Origin of the sequence: Gillisia sp. CAL575, from assembly GCF_000403785.1 — a bacterium.
Lineage (GTDB): Bacteria > Bacteroidota > Bacteroidia > Flavobacteriales > Flavobacteriaceae > Gillisia.
Window position 1 is genome coordinate 138159 of sequence record NZ_APHJ01000019.1, and the last position, 19135, is coordinate 157293.

Sequence of the window (19135 nt, forward strand, 5' to 3'; positions counted from 1 at the left end):
ATTTGGATCCAGATCCTCCCAGTTTAATTTTATCATTTATCTCACTAGAATTTTCACAAGTACTAAGTCTTATTTTACTTGTTGTATTATTAATTTGCTCTGCACTTATATCTGGTGCAGAAGTGGCTTTTTTCTCTCTTACACCTTCAGATTTTCTAGGAGATAATGGCAAGAGAACTAATGCCCAAAAAATTGTAACTCGACTATTAGAAAAGCCGAAGAAATTGTTGGCAACCATCTTAGTCGCAAATAACACCATTAATATTGCCATCGTGCTGCTCTTTGATACAGTTACCGATGAGTTCTTTGGAAATATGAATGCTGTTTTCTTAGGCATAAATTTCAAATTCCTTATAGAGGTTGGAATTGTAACCTTCTTAATTTTGCTTTTTGGGGAGATCTTGCCAAAGGTATACGCTAGCAGAAATAATGTGAAATTCAGTAATTTAATGGCTTATCCATTAAATGTTCTGGACTTTCTAATTTCTCCACTTAGTACTCCTATGAGGGCTGTCACAATTTACATTCACGATAAACTAGGAAAGCAAAAAGGGTTTTTGAGTGTAGATCATCTTTCTCAGGCACTAGAAATGACCAGAGATGAAGATACTACGCATGAAGAACAGAAGATTTTAAGAGGTATTGTTTCTTTTGGAAATACAGACACTAAGCAGGTAATGAGGCCAAGAATGGATATTTTTGCCTTAAAGGAAACTCAAACTTATAAGGAAATAATTCCCGAAATTGTTGAAAATGGGTTTTCTCGAATCCCTGTTTATAAGGAAAACATAGACCAAGTAAGTGGGATTTTATATGTTAAAGATCTATTGCCTTTTTTAGATAAAAAAGACTTTGAATGGACTTCTCTTTTAAGAGAGCCATATTTTATACCTGAAAACAAAAAATTAGATGATCTCTTAAATGAGTTTAAGGATAAAAAGATTCATTTGGCAATTGTTGTAGATGAATATGGAGGAACTAGTGGTTTAGTTTCTTTAGAAGATATAATAGAAGAAATAGTTGGAGATATTAGCGATGAATTTGACGATGAAGACCTAGTATTTTCAAAGCTGGATGAAACAAATTTTATATTTGAAGGTAAGACTCCTCTAAAGGATTTTTATAAGATCATTAAATTGGAAGACTCTTCAAATTTTGAAGAAAATAAAGGGGAATCAGATACTCTTGCGGGATTTTTACTAGAAATTTCCGGAGGTTTTCCAAAGAGGAATGAAAAGATTTCTTTTCAGAATTATCACTTTACCATAGAGGTGATAGATGATAAGAGAATAAAGCAGATCAAATTAAGTATTGAGTCTGAGTTATCTTCAGAAGAATAGTCTAGAACTTTAAGTTTTCAAGATGATAAGAATAAGTATCCTGTTATTAATTCTCGTTGCTTTTGTATCGTGTAAAGACGAGGTGCTACCAAAGCCAAAAGCCTTTTTGAGTCTAGAATTTCCTCCTGCGGATTATGTGGAGACTAATTTAGACTGTCCATATAGCTTTGATTATAATTCAATAGCCAATATAATTAGTCCTAAAAGTTCTAAGCCTTGTTGGATTAATCTAAATTATCCTAAATTGAATGCCTCAATTTTTATTACCTATCAGGAGGTGAATAATAATTTAGATTCTCTTTTAATGGACTCCCAAAAATTACCTTTACAACATACTATTAAGGCAGATTATATAGAGGGAGATGTTTATATAAATCCAGAACATAAAGCTTACGGAATGTTTTATTCTATAGATGGTGATGCGGCTTCTCAAGCGCAGTTTTATGTTACAGACAGTATTCAGCATTTCATGACAGGTTCCCTTTATTTTAATCAGAAGCCTAATTTTGATTCCATTATGCCAGCCGCGTCCTATATTAAAGCTGATATCAAAAGACTTATGGAATCTATAAAATGGCAATAATTCTTATTTAAATATGATAAATCGTTAAGCTATTAACGTTTAAATAATAATTATGAAACAATAGTTGGCTTTTAGTTGAAGTCTTTGGTTTTTTTACCTAATTTGGTGAAAGCTAATTAAAAAACCACGATTATGAGGCACATCCAACTAACTAGTATTAAACTGATGCTTTTACTTTTTATATTTCCTGCGGCGATATTCGCCCAAGAAACTCTAACGGGTAAAACAATTAATTCTTCTACTAAAGAAGCAGTTCCTTTTGTAAATGTTATTCAAAAAGGAACTTCCAACGGAACAACTAGTGATTTAGACGGAAATTTTTCTATTTCTGTTAAATCCTTACCAGCAACCTTAGTTTTCTCATACTTAGGTTTCGAAACTCAAGAACGGGTAATTACGGAAAATTCACCAATTAATGTGAGTTTTATTGAAGCTGCAGCCGCGTTAGATGAGGTTGTAGTAACAGGACTTGCCACCTCCATTAAAAGGTCTAATTCTGCAAATGCTGTGGCCTCAATATCTGCAGAAGAATTAATAGGTACAACCACGCCTCCTACACTAGATGGCGCCTTGTACGGTAAATTTCCAGGAGCAATTGTAAGTGCTAATTCTGGTGCGCCGGGAGGAGGGCTTTCTGTTAAGTTAAGAGGAGCAACCTCTATTCAAGGAAACACGCAACCTTTATATATTATAGATGGTGTTTATGTAGATAACTCATCTATTGCTGCAGGACTAAATGCGGTTTCAGCTGCCTCAGCCGGAGGAAGTGCTTCTAATCAAGACAACCCTTCTAACAGAATTGCAGATATAAATCCAGAAGATATTGCCAATATCGAGATCTTAAAAGGTGCTTCTGCCGCTGCTATATATGGTAGTCGAGCAGCAGCAGGAGTGGTAATAATTACAACCAAAAGAGGTGTAGCTGGAGAAACTTCTTATAGGTTTTCTCAATCCTTAGGTTGGACAGAAGTTATTAATCTTCAAGGAGTAAGAGATTATAATGAAGAGCGAGTGAGAGAATCTTTTGGTGAAGCAGCAGTTCAGGATTTTGTAGACGCAAGAGATGAAAACAGGTTGGTAGATTATGAAGAAGAGTTGTTTGGAAACAAAGGATTACTTTCAATAACAAATTTCAGTACTAGCGGAGGTGGTGAAAAAACCAAATTCTTTGCTGGAGTAACTCATAATAGCGAAGATGGAATTGTAAATAATACTGGTTATGAGAAAATATCTTTTAGACTTAATTTAGATCACCGGGCTAACGATTTTATAAAGCTGGCATTAAGTACGAACTATATAAATTCTTCTTCAGATAGAGGATATTTTAATAATGATAATACAGGAACATCTGTAGGAGTTGCCTTAACAGGTACGGTGCCATGGTTACAGTTATTTCCAGATGAAAACGGAAATTATCCAGACAATCCTCTTGGATCGTCAAACATTTTGCAAACCCGAGATTTAGTCACTAATAATGAAAAAATTAATAGACTTATAATGGGAGGTTCTGCTAATATAGATTTATATAAGAACGACAAGTCTAATTTAGAATTGATTCTACGAGGAGGACTTGATTTTTACAATTTCAATACTATTGCATTTTTTCCTAAAGAGCTTCAATTTGAAAAACCTTCTAATGGTGGACAAAATGGAGTATCTGTACAAGGAAGTACACAAAATAAAAACTACAACCTTTCAGCATTTTTAGTACATAATTTCTTTACTGAAAGCAATATCAATTTTAGAACGCAAGCTGGTTTAACAAGGGAATACTTTGACAGAAATGGATATTTAATTACTGCCACAGATTTAGTAGCTTCCGAAACGAACGTAGATCAAGCAACTAATACAGGAGTAGATCAAAATAGGCTCAAACAAGAAGACGCAGGTTTCTTTGTGCAAGAAGAGGTTAATTTACAGGATAAAGTAATTGCAACTTTAGGTGTAAGAGGAGATAAATCTTCTAATAATGGAGATGCCAATAAATTAAATTACTATCCTAAAGCATCTGTAGCAATCAATTTTAATGAATTTGATTTTTGGAATACTAACTCAATATTGAATCAATTAAAATTAAGAGCAGCATATGGAGAAGCAGGTAACTTCCCTCCAATTGGAGCATTATTTACTTCTTATAACAGTTTTACAAATGTAGGGCTTGGAGGAGTAACACTTAAAGGAATTAGCTTAATAGGTACAAGGGGAAATCCAGATCTTCAGTCTGAAAGACAAAAAGAATTTGAAACAGGAATAGATTTTGGACTTTTTAATAGTAGGTTAACAGGATCTGTAACTTATTATATAAAAACTGTTGACGATCTTATCCTGAATGCCTCTAAAGAACCTTCTTCTGGTTTTACCACTGAATTTATTAATGCTGGTAGTCTTGAGAATAAAGGGGTGGAAATCGCTTTAAATGCTGCCATTTTTAGAGGAGAGGAATTTAATTGGGATTTTGGAATGAATTTCTTTAAAAATAAATCTGAAATTACAAAATTAGACGTGCCAGCCTTTAATGTTGGTGGTTTTGGAGCGACTTTAGGTACTTTTAGAATAGAAGAAGGAAGAAGTGCTACACAAATTGTGGGAATTGGGCCTAATCCAGGTTCCAATGGATTGCAAAAATTTGGAGATTCTGAACCAGATTTTCAGATGAGTTTCAACAATTCCCTTAGTTATAAAGGTTTTGATTTTAACTTTTTATGGCAATGGAAAAAAGGTGGGGATAATATTAACTTAACGGCACTTCTTACAGATTTGAGTGGAACAAGTCATGACTTCGATACAGTAGATCTTGATCCTGAAGGTTTAGTTGGTAACGGGCCTTATAGGGTTGGTCAGTTAGGTTCGTCAGCGGCGGTTTTTATTGAAGATGCAGGTTACCTAAGATTGAGAGAGGTTGGATTGTATTATACATTACCAGCGGAATTGACCGATACTTTTCTCAATGGAACTTTTGAGAGAATTAAATTAGGTCTTTCGGGTAATAATTTAATCAATATTTTCGATTATAACAGCTACGATCCAGAAGTTTCCAATTTTGGAGGCGGTGGTATTTTTAATGCCGTTGAGGTAACACCTTTTCCTTCCTCTAAGAGATATATGTTTAACGTAGCCTTTAACTTTTAAAAAAATATTTATATGAAAATTTTAAATAAAATATCAATTTTATTAGTTGCAGGAATACTTACTACTTCTTGCACTGTTAAGGAATTTTCAGATCTAAATGGTCCGGAAGTTGGCTCCTTGGTTGAAGATCTTTCTCGTGGTGATCTACAAGATCTTGTGGGAGGAGTTTTTTATAGTATGCGGCTTGGACTAGGAAATTATTATGACGATACAGGAGTTATTGGACGTGAGTTCTATAGATTCTCAAGTTCTGATCCTAGATTAACTGCCGATCTTTTAGGTCGTGAAAATGCAATTTTAGATAATAATACTTTTTATATTACCACTCCATGGGCAGCGAGATATAGAACAGTCAAAAATGTGAATATAATATTAGAGGCATTAGATAATTCTACAGCCGATTTTTCTGAAGGTGAATTAAATGCAACTAAAGGCTTTTTGAAAACAATAAAAGCCCACGAGTTGTTGATGAATTTAAATCTTACCGATCAAAATGGGATTAGAATAGATGTTAGTGATCCTGAAAATTTAGGACCTGTAGTTTCTAAATCTGAGGCCTTAACAGCAATAAGATCTCTCTTGGAAGATGGTGCATCAAATTTAGCGGCAGGAGGAGATTCATTTCCATTTAGCATGACTGGGGGTTTCGATGGATTTGACTCTCCAACAAGTTTTCTTGAGGTGAATAAAGGTTTATCTGCAAGAGTTGCAGCTTATCAAGAAGATTTTCCTGCGGTATTGAGCTTCTTGGAAGATTCCTTTTTAGATTTTAATGGAGATTTATACGAAGGAATTTACTATGTTTTTTCTGAAGATCAGAATGACTTAGTAAATCCAGTTTTTTTTCCAGAGAATGCCTCGGCAGCAGGCGTTAGAATTGTTCAGCCTGGCTTTATTGCAGATGCGGAAGCTGGTGATGATAGGGTTGAATCAAAAACTAGCTTAAGAGAGGAGACTATTACTTTTGATGGACTTACAGGTGATTATGATTTCTTGGTTTATAAATCAAGAACCGAGAGCATTCCAATTATTAGAAACGCAGAGCTTATATTGTTATATGCGGAAGCCAATATTTACTCTAATCCAGATGAGGCTGTAAAGGCCTTAAATATAATTAGGAATTCAGCTTCCCTTTCAGATTATACCGGAGCAAATACAGAAGCAGCACTAATTGAAGAAATGTTAATGCAAAGAAGGTATGAATTGTATGGTGAAGGCCATAGATGGATTGATGCCCGACGTTATGATATTTTAAATACCTTACCTATAGACAGGACTGGAGATGATGTGTTTACACAATTTCCTATTCCGCTTACAGAAAATCAGTAGACTATAAATAATAGAATTTTAAAAGGTCTGAATAATGAAGTTCTCATAATTCAGGCCTTTTCTTATTTTCCTATTAACCTGGATGGATTTTATATTACTTTCGCGGGCTATTAGTATATTTTATATCCTACAATATGCCCCTAAAAAATCTTAAATGGATCTATTTGTTTTTACTATCCTTAGTATGGGGGAGTTCCTTTATACTAATTAAAAAAGGCTTGATTGGCCTTAGTGCTTTACAATTGGGTTCCTTCAGGATAATTTTCGCTGCCTTGTTCTTGGTTCTAGTAGGCTTTAAAAGTATAAGCAGGCTTACTATTGTACAATGGAAATGGATTTCCATTTCAGCATTTATAGGTTCCTTCTTCCCGGTTTATCTTTTTGCTTTCGCAGAAACGGAGATTGATAGTGCAGTGGCTTCTATTTTAAATGGAACAACACCCTTAATGACCTTGATCTTCGGAGTGTTATTCTTTAAGATGGCTTTTACTCAAAATAAGGTGTTAGGAGTTGTCATTGGTTTAATTGGGACCTTAGGATTGATCTTTAGCGGGGCGCAAGTGAATCCAGACCAAAACTATCTCTACTCAGGTTTGGTGGTAATAGCAGCGGCTTGCTATGCATTTAATGTGAACATTATTAAGAGGTATATGCACGGTATTTCTGCATTAGGAATTACTGCTGGGAATTTCTTAGTCTTACTAATCCCTTCTTTTATTGTACTATTTCTAACAGGCTTTTCTTTTGAAAATATTCTGAATGATGAAGTTATATCTACCTCCATTATATACGTGCTTATTTTAGGGGTTATAGGGACTGGAATTGCGATGATTATTTTTAATAGACTGATACAGATCTCCGATCCTGTCTTTTCGACCTCTGTTACTTATACAATTCCATTAGTCGCGTTGGGATGGGGTTTTTTGGACGGAGAAGTTTTTAGTGTGTTTCAACTAATTTCTATGCTAATTATTTTATTGGGTGTTTTTCTAGTAAACAGATCGAAAAACTTATATACTAAAAACAAAAAAGCCGACCAATAATGGCCGGCTCTTTCAACATTAATAAAAAGATTATTCCATAAAATCTTCATCAGATACTCCTTCATTTACCTTTAAGGTTTGCACCTTAAAATCGAATGTTTGAGGTCCCATTGATTGAGAAATTGTAAATGGAAATTTAATTCCGCTTACTTCCTGGTAATCACTATACATAACAGGAACTTCCATTGTTTGATCTCCTTGAGATACTTTGCTTATAGACTTAACTTTTAATCCGCTTTCAACATCATAGTAAGCAGTTTTGTCTTCACTTAATGCTACAGCATAAGCATCTTTACCATCTACTGGTTCAATACCCATGATTTTTGCGTCTTTAGTGTTCAATTCTGGAAATGGATTAGCATCTGCTTTCGCTGCTATTAATTGCTTTTCTGTAAAAGGTATTTTTTGACCTTGAGCAACTGTAAATCCAGTTTCACCATTGTAAACTTGCTTACTTAGCACATTGCCGCTCATAGCGATTTTTTGAGACGACTTACCATTTGCAGTCTTTACTTCAAGATCTAATTTTTGACCTTGAATTTCTGCTTGAGCCACCATCATTACACTTTCTGCTTTAGAAACTGCTTCTTTTCCACCAATCGCTTTAATATAATTTGTAAAAATACTTTCAGCATTTACAGATGCGTCTACAGTTTTATTGAATTCTGGCTTATCAACTTTATTTCCTTCTTTATCAAAATAAACAACTGGAATTTTCTTTCCGTTATACTTTATTTTTTCTAAGTTTTCTACAACATCGCTTCCTTTACCAACAACTACAATTCTAGAGTTATCTGCAAGGAAATATTTCTTAGCAACTCGTTGTACATCTTCTGCGGTTACTGCATTAATGTTTTTCAAATAATCTTCGTAAAAGTCATCATCTAGATCTTCAGTTTCAACATCCAAAGCTAATCTTGCAATAGTAGCAGGCTGCTCTAAAGACAACACGAAATCTCCTGTATACTTGGCTTTTGCATTAGCTAGCTCACTATCAGAAACTTTTTCATTTCTTATTCTATAAACTTCATCTAAAAATGCAACTACAGAACTATCTGTTACAGCATTTCTAACACTTGCGCTTGCAACAAAAGTAGCAGCACTATATTTGTCATTTCCAGTTCTAGAATATGCTCCGTATGTATACCCCTTATCTTCTCTTAAATTAAGGAACAAACGAGCTTCTCCACCGCCTCCAAGAATTTTGTTAGCTACTAAAACAGCGAAATAATCTTTGTCTTTTTGTTTTAGATTAATAGTATTTACTAGAGCAATTTCACTTTGAACTGCATTCGCCATATCTACAAACTGAATTTCAGTTTGTTCTAAATTAGCAACTGTTGGCATCTTATATTCTGGTAGATCTTTCTTTTTCCAGCTGGAAAAGTTTTCTTTTACCATTTTCTTTATTTCATCCTCATCTACATCACCAACTATTACCAAATACGCATTTTGAGGAACAAAATAAGTGTTGTAAAAAGTTTGTGCATCTGCTAAAGTTAATTTCTCTACAGTAGATTGGGTAGCAAATTCTCCATAAGGATGATTTTTCCCATAAGCTAGGGCAGATCTTACTCTTCCTGCATTATACGCTACATTTTTCTCATTAGACTTTAAACCTTCAATCTCACGATCCTTTACTTTAGAGAATTCCTCTTCAGTGAATTTAGGGTTTATAGCTCCATCTGCCATAAGTCTTAATACTTCAGGGAAATATTTAGATAGAGTATTGGCATTTGCGCCACTAGAATAAAAATTAAGACTAGCTCCTAAAAAATCTACACGTTCATTAAAATCGTCCTTGGACATTTTTTGAGTTCCAGTTCCAAGTAATTGACCGGATAAGCTAGAAACTCCTGCTTTTCCATCTTCAAATATTGGCGGATTATCTAATCTTAAAGACATTGAAACCCTAGGTAATTTGTGGTTTTCAACCACCATTACTTTAAGGCCATTGTCTAAGGTAAAGCCTTCAGGTTCTTCTATGTTTATTTTTGGGGCTGGCCCTGCTTTTGGTTGCTTACTTCTGTCTATCTGTGCATTCGCACTAAAGGAAAGAAACAATAAGGCTGCAAAAGCTATTATATTATTTTTCATATTAATCGTTTTATAAATTTTATTGTTTTGCTTCTTCAGCTTTAGGTAGGTATTCAACAACAACTCGCTGATTAGGATTTAAATATTCGCTAGCCACTCTTTTAATATCTTCTCTGGTAATATTTCTATAAATATTAATTTCTTCGTTTATTAAATTGGTATCACCATATAATAAATAGCTAGAAGCTAAAGAATTTGCTATTCCAGCTACGCTAGAATTTGAATTTACATATCCATTCTCAGCTTTATTCTGAAGTTTTTGAAAATCTTTTTCTGAAATTAAATCAGTTCTAATTTTTGCAATTTCTTCTTCCATTTCAGTATTTAATGTCTCCAGAGAAGTTTCACCTTGTGGGATTGCAAATACTAAATACATTCCATAATCTTCTTGTTCTAAATTGAAGGCTTGAACCGCAAGTGCTTGTTTCTGCTCATCTACTAACTTTTTATAAAGTTTAGAACTATTACCATCACTTAAGTAATCTGAGATCATATTTAAAACATATGAATCCTTTTCAGTAAAAGCAGGTGTTCTATATCCTAGAACGGTAGCTGGCAATTGAATGTTTGCATCATAAGCCGTTGCATTAATTTGTTTCTTAATAGGCTCTTCTTTTGCATAATCTCTAGTTACAGCCTCACCTTTAGGAATTGGACCAAAATAATCTTCGATCATTTTCTTTGTTTTGGAAACATCTATATCTCCAGCAACTACTAAAACAGCATTGTTTGGAACATAGTATTTATCAAAGTATTGCTTAAACTCCTCTAGAGTAGAAGCGTCTAAATCTTTCATGTAGCCAATATTTGGATCTTTATATGGGTGATTCACAAACATATTTGATGAAACTGCCTGTAGTAAGTTTCCATAAGGTGAATTATCTACACGTAACCTTCTTTCTTCTTTTACAACTTCATTTTGAGTGTCTACTCCTTTTTGCTTAATAATAGGATGCATCATTCTTTCAGACTCCATCCAAAGTCCTAATTCCAGGTTGTTTGATGGGAAAACTTCATAATAATAAGTTCTATCATTAGAGGTGTTAGCATTATTACTTCCTCCGTTACTACTTACAATTTCAAACCATTTTCCATTTGGAATATTCTCTGTACCTTCAAATAATAAGTGCTCAAAGAAATGGGCGAAACCTGTTTTTCCGTTTTGTTGGTCTTTTCCACCAACGTGATACATTACTGAGGTTGTAACCACTGGTGCGGTATTGTCTTGATGCAAGACAACGTGAAGTCCGTTATCCAGATCATATTCTGTAAACTCAACTTCTTGTGCAAATCCGGTCGCTCCCAGAAGCAGCGCACAGGCTGATAATTTAATTTTGTTAATCATTTTTTAATGGTTTTATTAATGTGTGCTATAAGTATAACAAAATGCAATTTTGTTACGTTTAAAACTATAAATTAAGTTGTCTTATATTAATTTTAATAAAAAAACCTAAGTAATTGTTAAAATTAACAGGCTTTTAGAGAGAATGCTGCTTATTTTTCTCGAACTTTACTTTTATTGTAAAAGAACCGAATATGAAAAAGTTTAAAATTCCTATTAAATACGGGGTTGCAATTGCAGTAGGATTAATTGCCTACTTTTTAGTGCTATCTCTATTTGGTGCGCATAAAAATCCGTTTTTCAGTTTATTTAATGGGGTGATTATGGCTTTTGGAATGTATGAAGCTATTAAAAACTATAGGTTGGAAAAAGGTTCTAAATTTAAATATCAAAAAGGATTTATGACGGGCCTATTTACAGGTTTTAATGCAACCATAATCTTTACTATTTTCTTCGGAATTTATTCTACGGAAATAAATCCGGATTTCTTTAATGAGCTACTTACTATGTGGCGAAGCGATTACGATACAAGTGTGGGAATTATCTTATTTTTTGTTGCGGTAATGGGTTTTGCTACAACCTTTGTTCTTACTCTAGCATTTATGCAACTTTTTAAAGACTCTTGGAATACCATAGAGGCTAAAAAACACACTTTAGGAAATTAACCAAAGACTTTGTGAATTAATTATTTAGAAGTATATTTGCACCCGCTTGTGGAAATTTCACAGGTGATTTATTTTAAAATAATTAATTAATAAATACGCTATGTACGCAATTGTAGAGATAGCAGGGCAGCAATTTAAAGTTGCAAAAGACCAAAAAGTATTTGTAAACCGTTTAGCGGGAGAAGAAGGAGACAAAGTTTCTTTTGATAAAGTTCTTCTTTCAGGCGATGGTGACAATATTACTTTAGGCGCCCCAGCTATAAACGGAGCTTTGGTAGATGCTAAAATCACCAGACACGTTAAAGGAGACAAAGTTATTGTCTTTAAAAAGAAAAGAAGAAAAGGATACCGTGTAAAAAATGGTCACCGTCAATCCTTGACTGAAATTTCTATTGTTGGAATCACACTTCCAGGTGGAAAGAAATCTTCTTCTGAGAAATCAGAAACTAAAAAAGAAGATTCTAGTGATTTAAACAATAATACTGTAGCTGAATTGAGAGAAATGGCTAAGGAAAAAGGTGTTGAAGGGTATTCTTCAATGAAAAAAGCGGAATTGATCGCTGCCTTAAGTTAATTAATAGATTAAAAACGAAATAAGATGGCTCACAAAAAAGGTGTCGGTAGTTCTAAGAATGGTAGAGAATCAGAATCAAAACGCTTAGGTGTTAAGATTTTTGGTGGTCAAGCTGCCATTGCAGGAAATATCATCGTTAGACAAAGAGGTTATACACACAATCCAGGAGATAATGTGTATGGAGGGAAAGATCATACTTTACATGCTAGAGTTGATGGTCTTGTAAAATTCACAAAAAAGAGAAATAACAAATCTTACGTTTCTATAGAACCGTTTGAAGTATAGTTGATCTTTTGAATTTATATAAAAAGCCCTTTCTGGAAACAGAAAGGGCTTTTTTTTGTACTTTTAAATGTAAATGGATCCTTATGAATTTTATCACCATATTAAATACGCCTAATAATTTCCAGATAGCCATTGTGAAGAATTTGTTTGATCAGGAGAAAATTCAATACAGAATCCCTGATGAATTTGTAAATAGTGCGGCTGGAATTGGTGCTCTTGGAATTACTGGAATGAGAGTACAAGTAATAGAAGAAGATTTAATGAGAGCTAAAAAAATATTAGAAGGAGTAAGCATCCTTTAGCAATAGAATTGCCTTATAAAAGAAAAATAAAAGACCCCTTTCTATTTCTAGAAAGGGGTCTTTTAATTATATGCCAATGGCATTAGTATCTGTAATACTCAGGTTTAAATGGACCTTCTACAGTTACGCCAATATACTCTGCCTGTTCTGTTGATAATTCTGTTAGCTCTACACCAATTTTTTCTAAATGAAGTTTAGCAACTTTCTCATCTAAATGCTTAGGAAGCATATAAACTTCATTTTCGTAGTTACCAGCATTTTTCCAAAGCTCTATCTGTGCCAAAGTCTGGTTTGTAAATGAGTTACTCATTACAAAACTAGGGTGACCTGTTGCACAACCAAGATTTACCAATCTACCTTCAGCTAGTAAAATTATATCTTTTCCGTCGATGGTATATTTATCTACCTGTGGCTTAATAGTATCTTTAGTATCTCCGAAGTTATCATTTAACCAAGTAACTGCAATTTCATTATCAAAGTGGCCAATATTACAAACGATAGTTTTGTCTTTCATCATTTTAAAATGTTCACCTCTTACAATGTCTTTATTCCCTGTAGTGGTAATAACGATATCTGCTGTTGGAAGAATAGTTTCCAGTTTTTTAACTTCAAAACCGTCCATAGCAGCTTGTAAAGCACAAATAGGATCTATTTCTGTAACAGTTACAATAGAACCAGCTCCTTTAAAGGAAGCTGCAGTACCTTTTCCAACATCACCATACCCACAAACTACAACTCTTTTACCAGCTAGCATGATATCTGTAGCTCTACGTATAGCATCTACAGCGCTTTCTCTACATCCGTATTTGTTGTCGAATTTAGATTTTGTAACCGAATCGTTAATGTTAATAGCAGGCATTGGAAGCGTTCCATTCTTTACTCTCTCATATAATCTATGCACACCAGTAGTGGTTTCTTCTGAAAGACCTCTAACTCCATCTGCTAATTCAGGATATTTATCTAATACCATATTGGTAAGATCTCCACCATCATCCAAGATCATGTTAAGTGGTTTACGATCTTCTCCAAAAAATAAAGTTTGCTCTATACACCAGTTAAATTCTTCCTCATTCATGCCTTTCCAAGCATATACTGGAACTCCGGTAGCTGCAATAGCTGCTGCCGCCTGATCTTGAGTGGAAAAGATATTACAAGAACTCCAAGTAACTTCAGCTCCTAGAGCCTTAAGAGTTTCTATTAAAACTGCCGTTTGGATAGTCATGTGTAAACATCCAGCGATGCGCGCGCCTTTTAAGGGTTGTTCTGATCCAAATTCTTCACGAAGAGACATTAAACCTGGCATTTCAGCTTCAGCTAATTCTATTTCTTTTCTTCCCCAATCTGCAAGGGAAATATCTTTAACTTTATAGGCCGTATAAGGCACTGTTTTAGTCGACATATTATTATATTTGATTTTTAGCAATTTTTCAGTCGCAAAAGTACGTAATATCTAACAAAATTTCATGGCACTTTACAAAACAATAACAGTTGACGAAGGCACTAAAGTCCTCATTTGGAAGATCGAAGAATCTTTGGATTGGCTTAGGAAGGATGTAGAATTAACTGAAAATTGCCAATCTCGTGTGGAAGGTATGAAATCTGAAATCCATAAACGTGGATTCATGAGTATAAGACATTTGTTTGCTGAAATGGGCTATACAGATCATGATCTATATTATGACGAGAATGGAAAACCTCATTTAAAAGATGGGAAATGCATCTCTATTACACACTCTTTTAATTTTACGGCTATCATTATTTCTGAAAATGAAGTAGGGATAGATATTGAAAAACAAAGGAACAAAATATTAAAAATCGCTGAAAAATTCACTCCTTTAAAGGAGTATCATACGCTTGCAAATGAAGATGCCCTTATTAGAAAACTTACCATAGTTTGGGGAGGCAAAGAATCTATTTATAAATTATATTCTCAACCAGGCCTCGGGTTTTTACAACACATCAATATAGCCGATTTTGATTTCGATGATAAAAAAACTACTGGGAAAGTTTATTTTAAAGGGAAGGATTCTAATTATAATTTAGAATTTTTAGAATTTGAAGGATTTACCTGTGTTTATGCAAAGCTTTCTAAAGCTGCAGAAAAAAAATAAGTATGTACACAGCTACTATTTATGAAAATCTATCTCTTCTAAAAGATCTCGATCAAAAACAACTTACAGTTCTCATAGATCCCGACAAATTTGACGATTTTAAAGCAGACAAGTTCTTTAATGATCTTCCAAATGAGATCACTCATATCTTTGTTGGAGGTAGTACAGTTGAAGTAAATAAAACAGACAGAACAGTGTCTGCAATTAAAAAGTTTTCAGATTTACCTCTCATTATTTTTCCTGGAGACCATACTCAGATTACAGAAAAAGCCGATGGAATTCTTTTCTTATGCTTGTTGTCTGGCAGAAATCCGGAGTATTTAATAGAACAACAAATAAAATCTATAAGCAAACTAAAAAAATCCAATCTAGAGATTATTCCAACAGGCTATATTTTAATAGATGGAGGAAAGGAATGTGCGGTCCAAAGAATAAGCAAGACGAAGCCAATGCCCCAAAATAATGTGAAAGCTATTGTAAATACAGCCTTGGCAGGTCAATATTCTGGGAAGAAATTAATTTATTTGGAAGCAGGAAGTGGAGCAATTAATCATGTTTCCATAGAAATCATTAGGGAAGTGAAAATGGCAATTTCCATTCCTTTGATCGTGGGTGGCGGAATTAAGAACTCACATCAACTCAATGTTATTTATAATGCCGGTGCAGATATGGCAGTTATTGGTACTGCCTTTGAAAACGGGAATTTCTATTAACATGAAAACACATGTTATAAACCAATACTTTTAATGTGTTTTTCATTCAATATTATGTCTTTATAGATCTAAATAAAATTATAAGCATGGTAATGCTCCCGATGCTCATTAAAATATATTTAAATTTGAATATCATAAAAAAATATATTTCATGAAAATTTCCGTAGAACTTACTTTAACTCCTTTGCAGGACATTTATGAACCTGCAATCATAGATTTCATCAAGCAACTAAGAGCTTCTGGATTAACCGTTTTGGAAAATCCATTAAGTACTCAGGTGTATGGAGAATATGACAAGGTAATGGGAGTTTTAAATAAAGAAATGAAGACTGCATTAGAATCTGTAGAACGTGGCCTGCTTTATATTAAAATCGTAAAATCTGACAGAAGCGACTATGCAGCCGATTTTTGATTTCTTTTTTGGGCAGTACTATGAGTATCCAACCTTATTTATATATCTAGAAGTTATAGCGGTAATTTTTGGGTTTCTATCTGTTTGGTATTCAAAGCAGGAAAATATCTTGGTATATCCAACAGGGATTATAAGTACCCTTATTTTTGTATATCTCTTGTGGCAATGGGAGTTGTTGGGGGATATGATGATAAATGCTTACTATTTTACAATGAGTATTTACGGTTGGTATATTTGGACCAGAAAAGTGGATGCTACACATTTTACTCCGGTCACAAAAATGACTAAAAAGGAACATTTGTGGTCTGTTTTAATATTTATTGCCACTTTATTATTTGTTTTTGGAGTGTATGAGTATTTTGAAAAATGGAATAATTGGACTGCCTATATAGATGCTATTACCACCGCTGTGTTTTTTGTTGGAATGTGGTTAATGGCAAAAAAGAAAATAGAGAATTGGATTTTTTGGATCATTGGTGATATCATTTCAGTACCACTTTATTTTTATAAAGGCTTAACTTTAACCAGTTTTCAATATTTATTATTTACAATTATAGCCATTTTTGGTTATTACGCATGGAAGAAAAGCTTAAACAAAAACCTTCAGACTGTTTTAAAGTAGTATTGTTTGGACCGGAATCCACCGGGAAAACTACTATGGCAAAAAAACTTGCAACCCATTTTGAAACTGAGTGGGTTGCGGAATACATGAGAGAATATCTCCAGAAAAAATGGGATTCTACAAAAGAAGTCTGTGTCCCAGAAGATCTTGTGTCTATTGCTGAAGGCCAAATAGAAGGAGAGAATAAAAAAGCTAGAACAGCAAATAAAGTATTGTTTTGTGATACAGATCTTTTAGAATTAACCGTCTATTCCAAAGCTTATTATAATGAGTTTTGTAATCCTTCTATTCTTAAACATGCGTTAAACAATTGGTACGACCTTTACTTTTTAACTAATATTGATGTTCCTTGGATTCCCGACGATCTAAGAGACAAACCCTATGATAGGGAAGGAATGTTTAATAAATTTAAAAGCTCCCTACGCTTTCATAACAGACCTTTTGTTGAATTAAAAGGAAATGAGACCGAACGGTTTGAAACTGCGGTTTCAGCAATTAATGAATTATTAAAGTCAAAAAATTGAAATTTAGCCAGAAAGATATTGCCCAGATCCAAGATAAAGGACTTAGTTTAAAAGAGATAGAAGACCAAATCGCTATTTTTAAGCGAGGCAATAAACCTGTAAAGATATTATCTGCTGCAACCTTGGGACATGGTATAAGTGAGATAGATACCAAACAAGCTGATAAGTTCATTTGTATATTTGAAGATCTTAAACATAATCTTAAACTCCTAAATTTTATACCTGCATCTGGTGCTGCTACTAGAATGTTTAAAGAATTATATGTTTTTGTTGAAAATTTTGATCCTGAGAATGATTCTTTGCAAGAATATTTCAGAAGAAATGAAAGCGAAAATCTGGAGCAGTTTTTAAGTAATCTTCATAAGTTACCTTTCTATGAAGAAACTCTTTCTTCAGCAATTAAAAATTATCCGGATTTTGAGAATAGTTCCGAAGGCATTAAAAACTATTACCTAGTTAGATCAATGTTATTTGAGCCAGGACTGGAGCTCGGGAACTTTCCTAAAGGGCTGGTTCCATTTCATAAATATAAAGAGTTTACTGCTACAGCTTTCGAAGAGCATCTTTATGAAACTGTCACTTATGCTGAAAAAAATAATAAAGCCACGCTTCATTTTACCGTTTCCAAAGAACATCTAGATAAATTCAAAAATGAATATGATAAGATTAGGACTAGGGTAGAGGAACAAACGGGAGCTGCTTTTCAAATTGGATTTTCTTTCCAAGATCAAAATACAGATACTATTGCTGTAGATTCTTCTAATGAAATTTTTAGGACTTCCACTCAAGAAATGTTTTTTAGACCAGGAGGTCATGGAGCTTTAATAGAAAACCTTAATAATTTAGATGCCGATATTGTTTTTATCAAGAATATAGACAACCTAGTAATTGAGTCTAATAGAAAAGATGTAGCTTTTTACAAAAAAATGCTAGCAGGAAATTTATTAAAGATCCAGCAAGAATGTTTTTATTATCTGGAGATTTTAGATGCTCAGAATTTCACTGAGGTCAGCCTTAAGCAAATTATTGATTTTTCAAAGAATCAATTATCATTAAATTTTTTAAGTGGAGTTGAATCACTTTCTGAAGAAGAACAGATACATAAATTAAAGGAGCTAATAAATAGGCCTTTACGTGTATGTGGAATGGTTAAAAATGAAGGAGAACCTGGTGGCGGGCCATTTTTGGTGGAATTCGAAAATGGAGATTCTTCCCTTCAAATTATCGAAGGAGCACAGATTGATTCTAAGGATCCACAACAAAAAGAGATAGCACAAAATGCCACTCATTTTAATCCTGTAGATCTGGTTTGTGGATTAAAAAATTATAAAGGAGAGAAATTTGATCTTAACAATTTTGTAGATCCAGAGATGAGTTTTATTACCTCTAAAACAAAGGATGGAAAAGTCTTAAAAGCTTTGGAACTTCCGGGCTTATGGAATGGCGCTATGGCAAAATGGAATACTGTTTTTGTAGAGGTCCCTGTTTCCACCTTCAATCCTGTAAAAACAGTTGCAGATCTTTTAAAACCGACCCATCAGCCTAAATAAACTATGCCTGATATTGAGATACTATTTAATGAGGTTTCATTTAAAGCTGTTCGTAGTTCTGGCGCTGGGGGACAACATGTAAATAAAACATCATCTAAGGTGATTCTAACTTTTAATGTAGAACAATCTTTGGGTCTTTCAGAAGAGGAAAAGGCATTGTTAAGCAAAAAACTCCAAAACAGATTAACGCTGAACAATGAATTAATTCTAAATTGTAGTGAAACAAGAAGTCAGCATAAAAATAAAGAGCTGGTTCTTGAAAGGTTTAAGGAGATTATCGTGAGCGGACTTACAAAGCCTAAAAAGAGGAAGAAGACAAAACCAAGTAGAGCTTCGAAGTTTAAACGATTACGCAAAAAGAAAATGCATTCTGAAAAGAAAGGCAATAGACGAAAACCAGATCATTGAGATTCTCAACTAAACTGTGGAAAATATCCCCAACACAGTATTTGATATCTACACTTATCCCAATTTGGTATTTAACAGAAACATCCATAAAGTCAACATTAAAAGC

19 protein-coding genes are annotated in these 19135 nt (G+C 33.8%); 16 read left to right on the top strand and 3 right to left on the bottom strand.

Annotated elements, in window-relative coordinates:
* Positions 1-2: 2 nt before the first annotated feature.
* The 5 genes from I130_RS01935 (at position 3) to I130_RS01955 (ending at position 7424) form a co-directional block, all read left to right on the top strand.
* Positions 3-1340 (top strand): gliding motility-associated protein GldE, encoded by a 1338-nt coding sequence (locus tag I130_RS01935; protein WP_034918396.1) that lies wholly within the window; start codon positions 3-5, stop codon positions 1338-1340.
* A gap of 22 nt (positions 1341-1362) precedes the next feature.
* The gene (gene gldD / locus I130_RS01940; RefSeq protein ID WP_034918401.1) at positions 1363-1923 is read left to right on the top strand and encodes a gliding motility lipoprotein GldD; all 561 of its coding nucleotides are present in this window, start codon (positions 1363-1365) and stop codon (positions 1921-1923) included.
* Between the two features lie 132 nt (positions 1924-2055).
* On the top strand, positions 2056-5052 hold the full coding sequence (locus tag I130_RS01945; RefSeq protein WP_034918405.1) for a SusC/RagA family TonB-linked outer membrane protein: 2997 nt from the start codon (positions 2056-2058) through the stop codon (positions 5050-5052).
* Positions 5053-5064: 12 nt separating this feature from the next.
* Positions 5065-6381, top strand: coding sequence for a RagB/SusD family nutrient uptake outer membrane protein (locus tag I130_RS01950; protein WP_034918408.1), 1317 nt, complete (start codon positions 5065-5067; stop codon positions 6379-6381).
* A gap of 134 nt (positions 6382-6515) precedes the next feature.
* Positions 6516-7424, top strand: coding sequence for a DMT family transporter (locus tag I130_RS01955; protein WP_034918413.1), 909 nt, complete (start codon positions 6516-6518; stop codon positions 7422-7424).
* A gap of 30 nt (positions 7425-7454) precedes the next feature.
* Here I130_RS01955 and I130_RS01960 read toward each other — a convergent pair whose 3' ends face one another.
* On the bottom strand, positions 7455-9521 hold the full coding sequence (locus tag I130_RS01960) for a M16 family metallopeptidase (RefSeq protein ID WP_034918948.1): 2067 nt from the start codon (positions 9519-9521) through the stop codon (positions 7455-7457).
* 19 nt (positions 9522-9540) lie between these two features.
* On the bottom strand, positions 9541-10866 hold the full coding sequence (locus I130_RS01965; protein WP_034918417.1) for a M16 family metallopeptidase: 1326 nt from the start codon (positions 10864-10866) through the stop codon (positions 9541-9543).
* A 191-nt stretch (positions 10867-11057) separates the two neighbouring features.
* Here I130_RS01965 and I130_RS01970 point away from each other — a divergent pair, with 191 nt between their 5' ends.
* The 4 genes from I130_RS01970 (at position 11058) to I130_RS01985 (ending at position 12689) form a co-directional block, all read left to right on the top strand.
* Positions 11058-11528: a DUF4199 domain-containing protein gene (locus tag I130_RS01970; protein ID WP_034918422.1), complete on the top strand. Its 471-nt coding sequence runs from the start codon at positions 11058-11060 to the stop codon at positions 11526-11528.
* 100 nt (positions 11529-11628) lie between these two features.
* Entirely contained in the window at positions 11629-12102 is a 474-nt protein-coding gene (gene rplU, locus I130_RS01975) for a 50S ribosomal protein L21 (RefSeq protein ID WP_034918426.1), read from the top strand.
* A gap of 24 nt (positions 12103-12126) precedes the next feature.
* Entirely contained in the window at positions 12127-12387 is a 261-nt protein-coding gene (rpmA, locus tag I130_RS01980; protein WP_034918430.1) for a 50S ribosomal protein L27, read from the top strand.
* An 83-nt stretch (positions 12388-12470) separates the two neighbouring features.
* Entirely contained in the window at positions 12471-12689 is a 219-nt protein-coding gene (locus I130_RS01985; RefSeq protein WP_157480477.1) for a DUF2007 domain-containing protein, read from the top strand.
* A gap of 82 nt (positions 12690-12771) precedes the next feature.
* Here the strand turns inward: I130_RS01985 and ahcY are convergent, their stop codons facing one another.
* Positions 12772-14088, bottom strand: coding sequence for an adenosylhomocysteinase (gene ahcY, locus I130_RS01990; RefSeq protein ID WP_034918438.1), 1317 nt, complete (start codon positions 14086-14088; stop codon positions 12772-12774).
* Positions 14089-14152: 64 nt separating this feature from the next.
* Here ahcY and I130_RS01995 point away from each other — a divergent pair, with 64 nt between their 5' ends.
* The 7 genes from I130_RS01995 to arfB all read left to right on the top strand — a co-directional run bounded on the left by I130_RS01995 (position 14153) and on the right by arfB (position 19029).
* Positions 14153-14800, top strand: a complete 648-nt coding sequence (locus tag I130_RS01995; RefSeq protein ID WP_034918442.1) for a 4'-phosphopantetheinyl transferase family protein — start codon at positions 14153-14155, stop codon at positions 14798-14800.
* A gap of 2 nt (positions 14801-14802) precedes the next feature.
* Positions 14803-15513, top strand: a complete 711-nt coding sequence (locus I130_RS02000) for a geranylgeranylglyceryl/heptaprenylglyceryl phosphate synthase (protein ID WP_034918445.1) — start codon at positions 14803-14805, stop codon at positions 15511-15513.
* Positions 15514-15664: 151 nt separating this feature from the next.
* Positions 15665-15925, top strand: a complete 261-nt coding sequence (locus I130_RS02005) for a thiamine-binding protein (protein WP_034918450.1) — start codon at positions 15665-15667, stop codon at positions 15923-15925.
* Positions 15909-16547 (top strand): nicotinamide riboside transporter PnuC, encoded by a 639-nt coding sequence (gene pnuC / locus I130_RS02010; protein WP_034918454.1) that lies wholly within the window; start codon positions 15909-15911, stop codon positions 16545-16547. The genes I130_RS02005 and pnuC overlap by 17 nt, the downstream gene beginning before the upstream one ends.
* Positions 16502-17071, top strand: coding sequence for an AAA family ATPase (locus tag I130_RS02015; RefSeq protein WP_034918458.1), 570 nt, complete (start codon positions 16502-16504; stop codon positions 17069-17071). Before pnuC ends, I130_RS02015 begins: the two co-directional genes overlap by 46 nt.
* Positions 17068-18621: a DUF4301 family protein gene (locus I130_RS02020; protein WP_034918463.1), complete on the top strand. Its 1554-nt coding sequence runs from the start codon at positions 17068-17070 to the stop codon at positions 18619-18621. Before I130_RS02015 ends, I130_RS02020 begins: the two co-directional genes overlap by 4 nt.
* A 3-nt stretch (positions 18622-18624) precedes the next feature.
* Positions 18625-19029, top strand: coding sequence for an alternative ribosome rescue aminoacyl-tRNA hydrolase ArfB (gene arfB / locus I130_RS02025; RefSeq protein WP_034918467.1), 405 nt, complete (start codon positions 18625-18627; stop codon positions 19027-19029).
* Positions 19030-19135: the final 106 nt, after the last annotated feature.

Coding starts and splice junctions, on each gene's coding strand:
- arfB (WP_034918467.1), top strand. CDS start 18,625: ATGCCTGATATTGAGATACTATTTAATGAGGTTTCATTTAAAGCTGTT.
- I130_RS02005 (WP_034918450.1), top strand. CDS start 15,665: ATGAAAATTTCCGTAGAACTTACTTTAACTCCTTTGCAGGACATTTAT.
- ahcY (WP_034918438.1), bottom strand. CDS start 14,088: ATGTCGACTAAAACAGTGCCTTATACGGCCTATAAAGTTAAAGATATT.
- I130_RS01950 (WP_034918408.1), top strand. CDS start 5,065: ATGAAAATTTTAAATAAAATATCAATTTTATTAGTTGCAGGAATACTT.
- I130_RS01960 (WP_034918948.1), bottom strand. CDS start 9,521: ATGAAAAATAATATAATAGCTTTTGCAGCCTTATTGTTTCTTTCCTTT.
- I130_RS02015 (WP_034918458.1), top strand. CDS start 16,502: ATGGAAGAAAAGCTTAAACAAAAACCTTCAGACTGTTTTAAAGTAGTA.
- I130_RS01970 (WP_034918422.1), top strand. CDS start 11,058: ATGAAAAAGTTTAAAATTCCTATTAAATACGGGGTTGCAATTGCAGTA.
- rplU (WP_034918426.1), top strand. CDS start 11,629: ATGTACGCAATTGTAGAGATAGCAGGGCAGCAATTTAAAGTTGCAAAA.
- I130_RS01995 (WP_034918442.1), top strand. CDS start 14,153: ATGGCACTTTACAAAACAATAACAGTTGACGAAGGCACTAAAGTCCTC.
- gldD (WP_034918401.1), top strand. CDS start 1,363: ATGATAAGAATAAGTATCCTGTTATTAATTCTCGTTGCTTTTGTATCG.
- I130_RS01945 (WP_034918405.1), top strand. CDS start 2,056: ATGAGGCACATCCAACTAACTAGTATTAAACTGATGCTTTTACTTTTT.
- I130_RS01955 (WP_034918413.1), top strand. CDS start 6,516: ATGCCCCTAAAAAATCTTAAATGGATCTATTTGTTTTTACTATCCTTA.
- pnuC (WP_034918454.1), top strand. CDS start 15,909: ATGCAGCCGATTTTTGATTTCTTTTTTGGGCAGTACTATGAGTATCCA.
- I130_RS01985 (WP_157480477.1), top strand. CDS start 12,471: ATGAATTTTATCACCATATTAAATACGCCTAATAATTTCCAGATAGCC.
- I130_RS01965 (WP_034918417.1), bottom strand. CDS start 10,866: ATGATTAACAAAATTAAATTATCAGCCTGTGCGCTGCTTCTGGGAGCG.
- I130_RS02000 (WP_034918445.1), top strand. CDS start 14,803: ATGTACACAGCTACTATTTATGAAAATCTATCTCTTCTAAAAGATCTC.
- rpmA (WP_034918430.1), top strand. CDS start 12,127: ATGGCTCACAAAAAAGGTGTCGGTAGTTCTAAGAATGGTAGAGAATCA.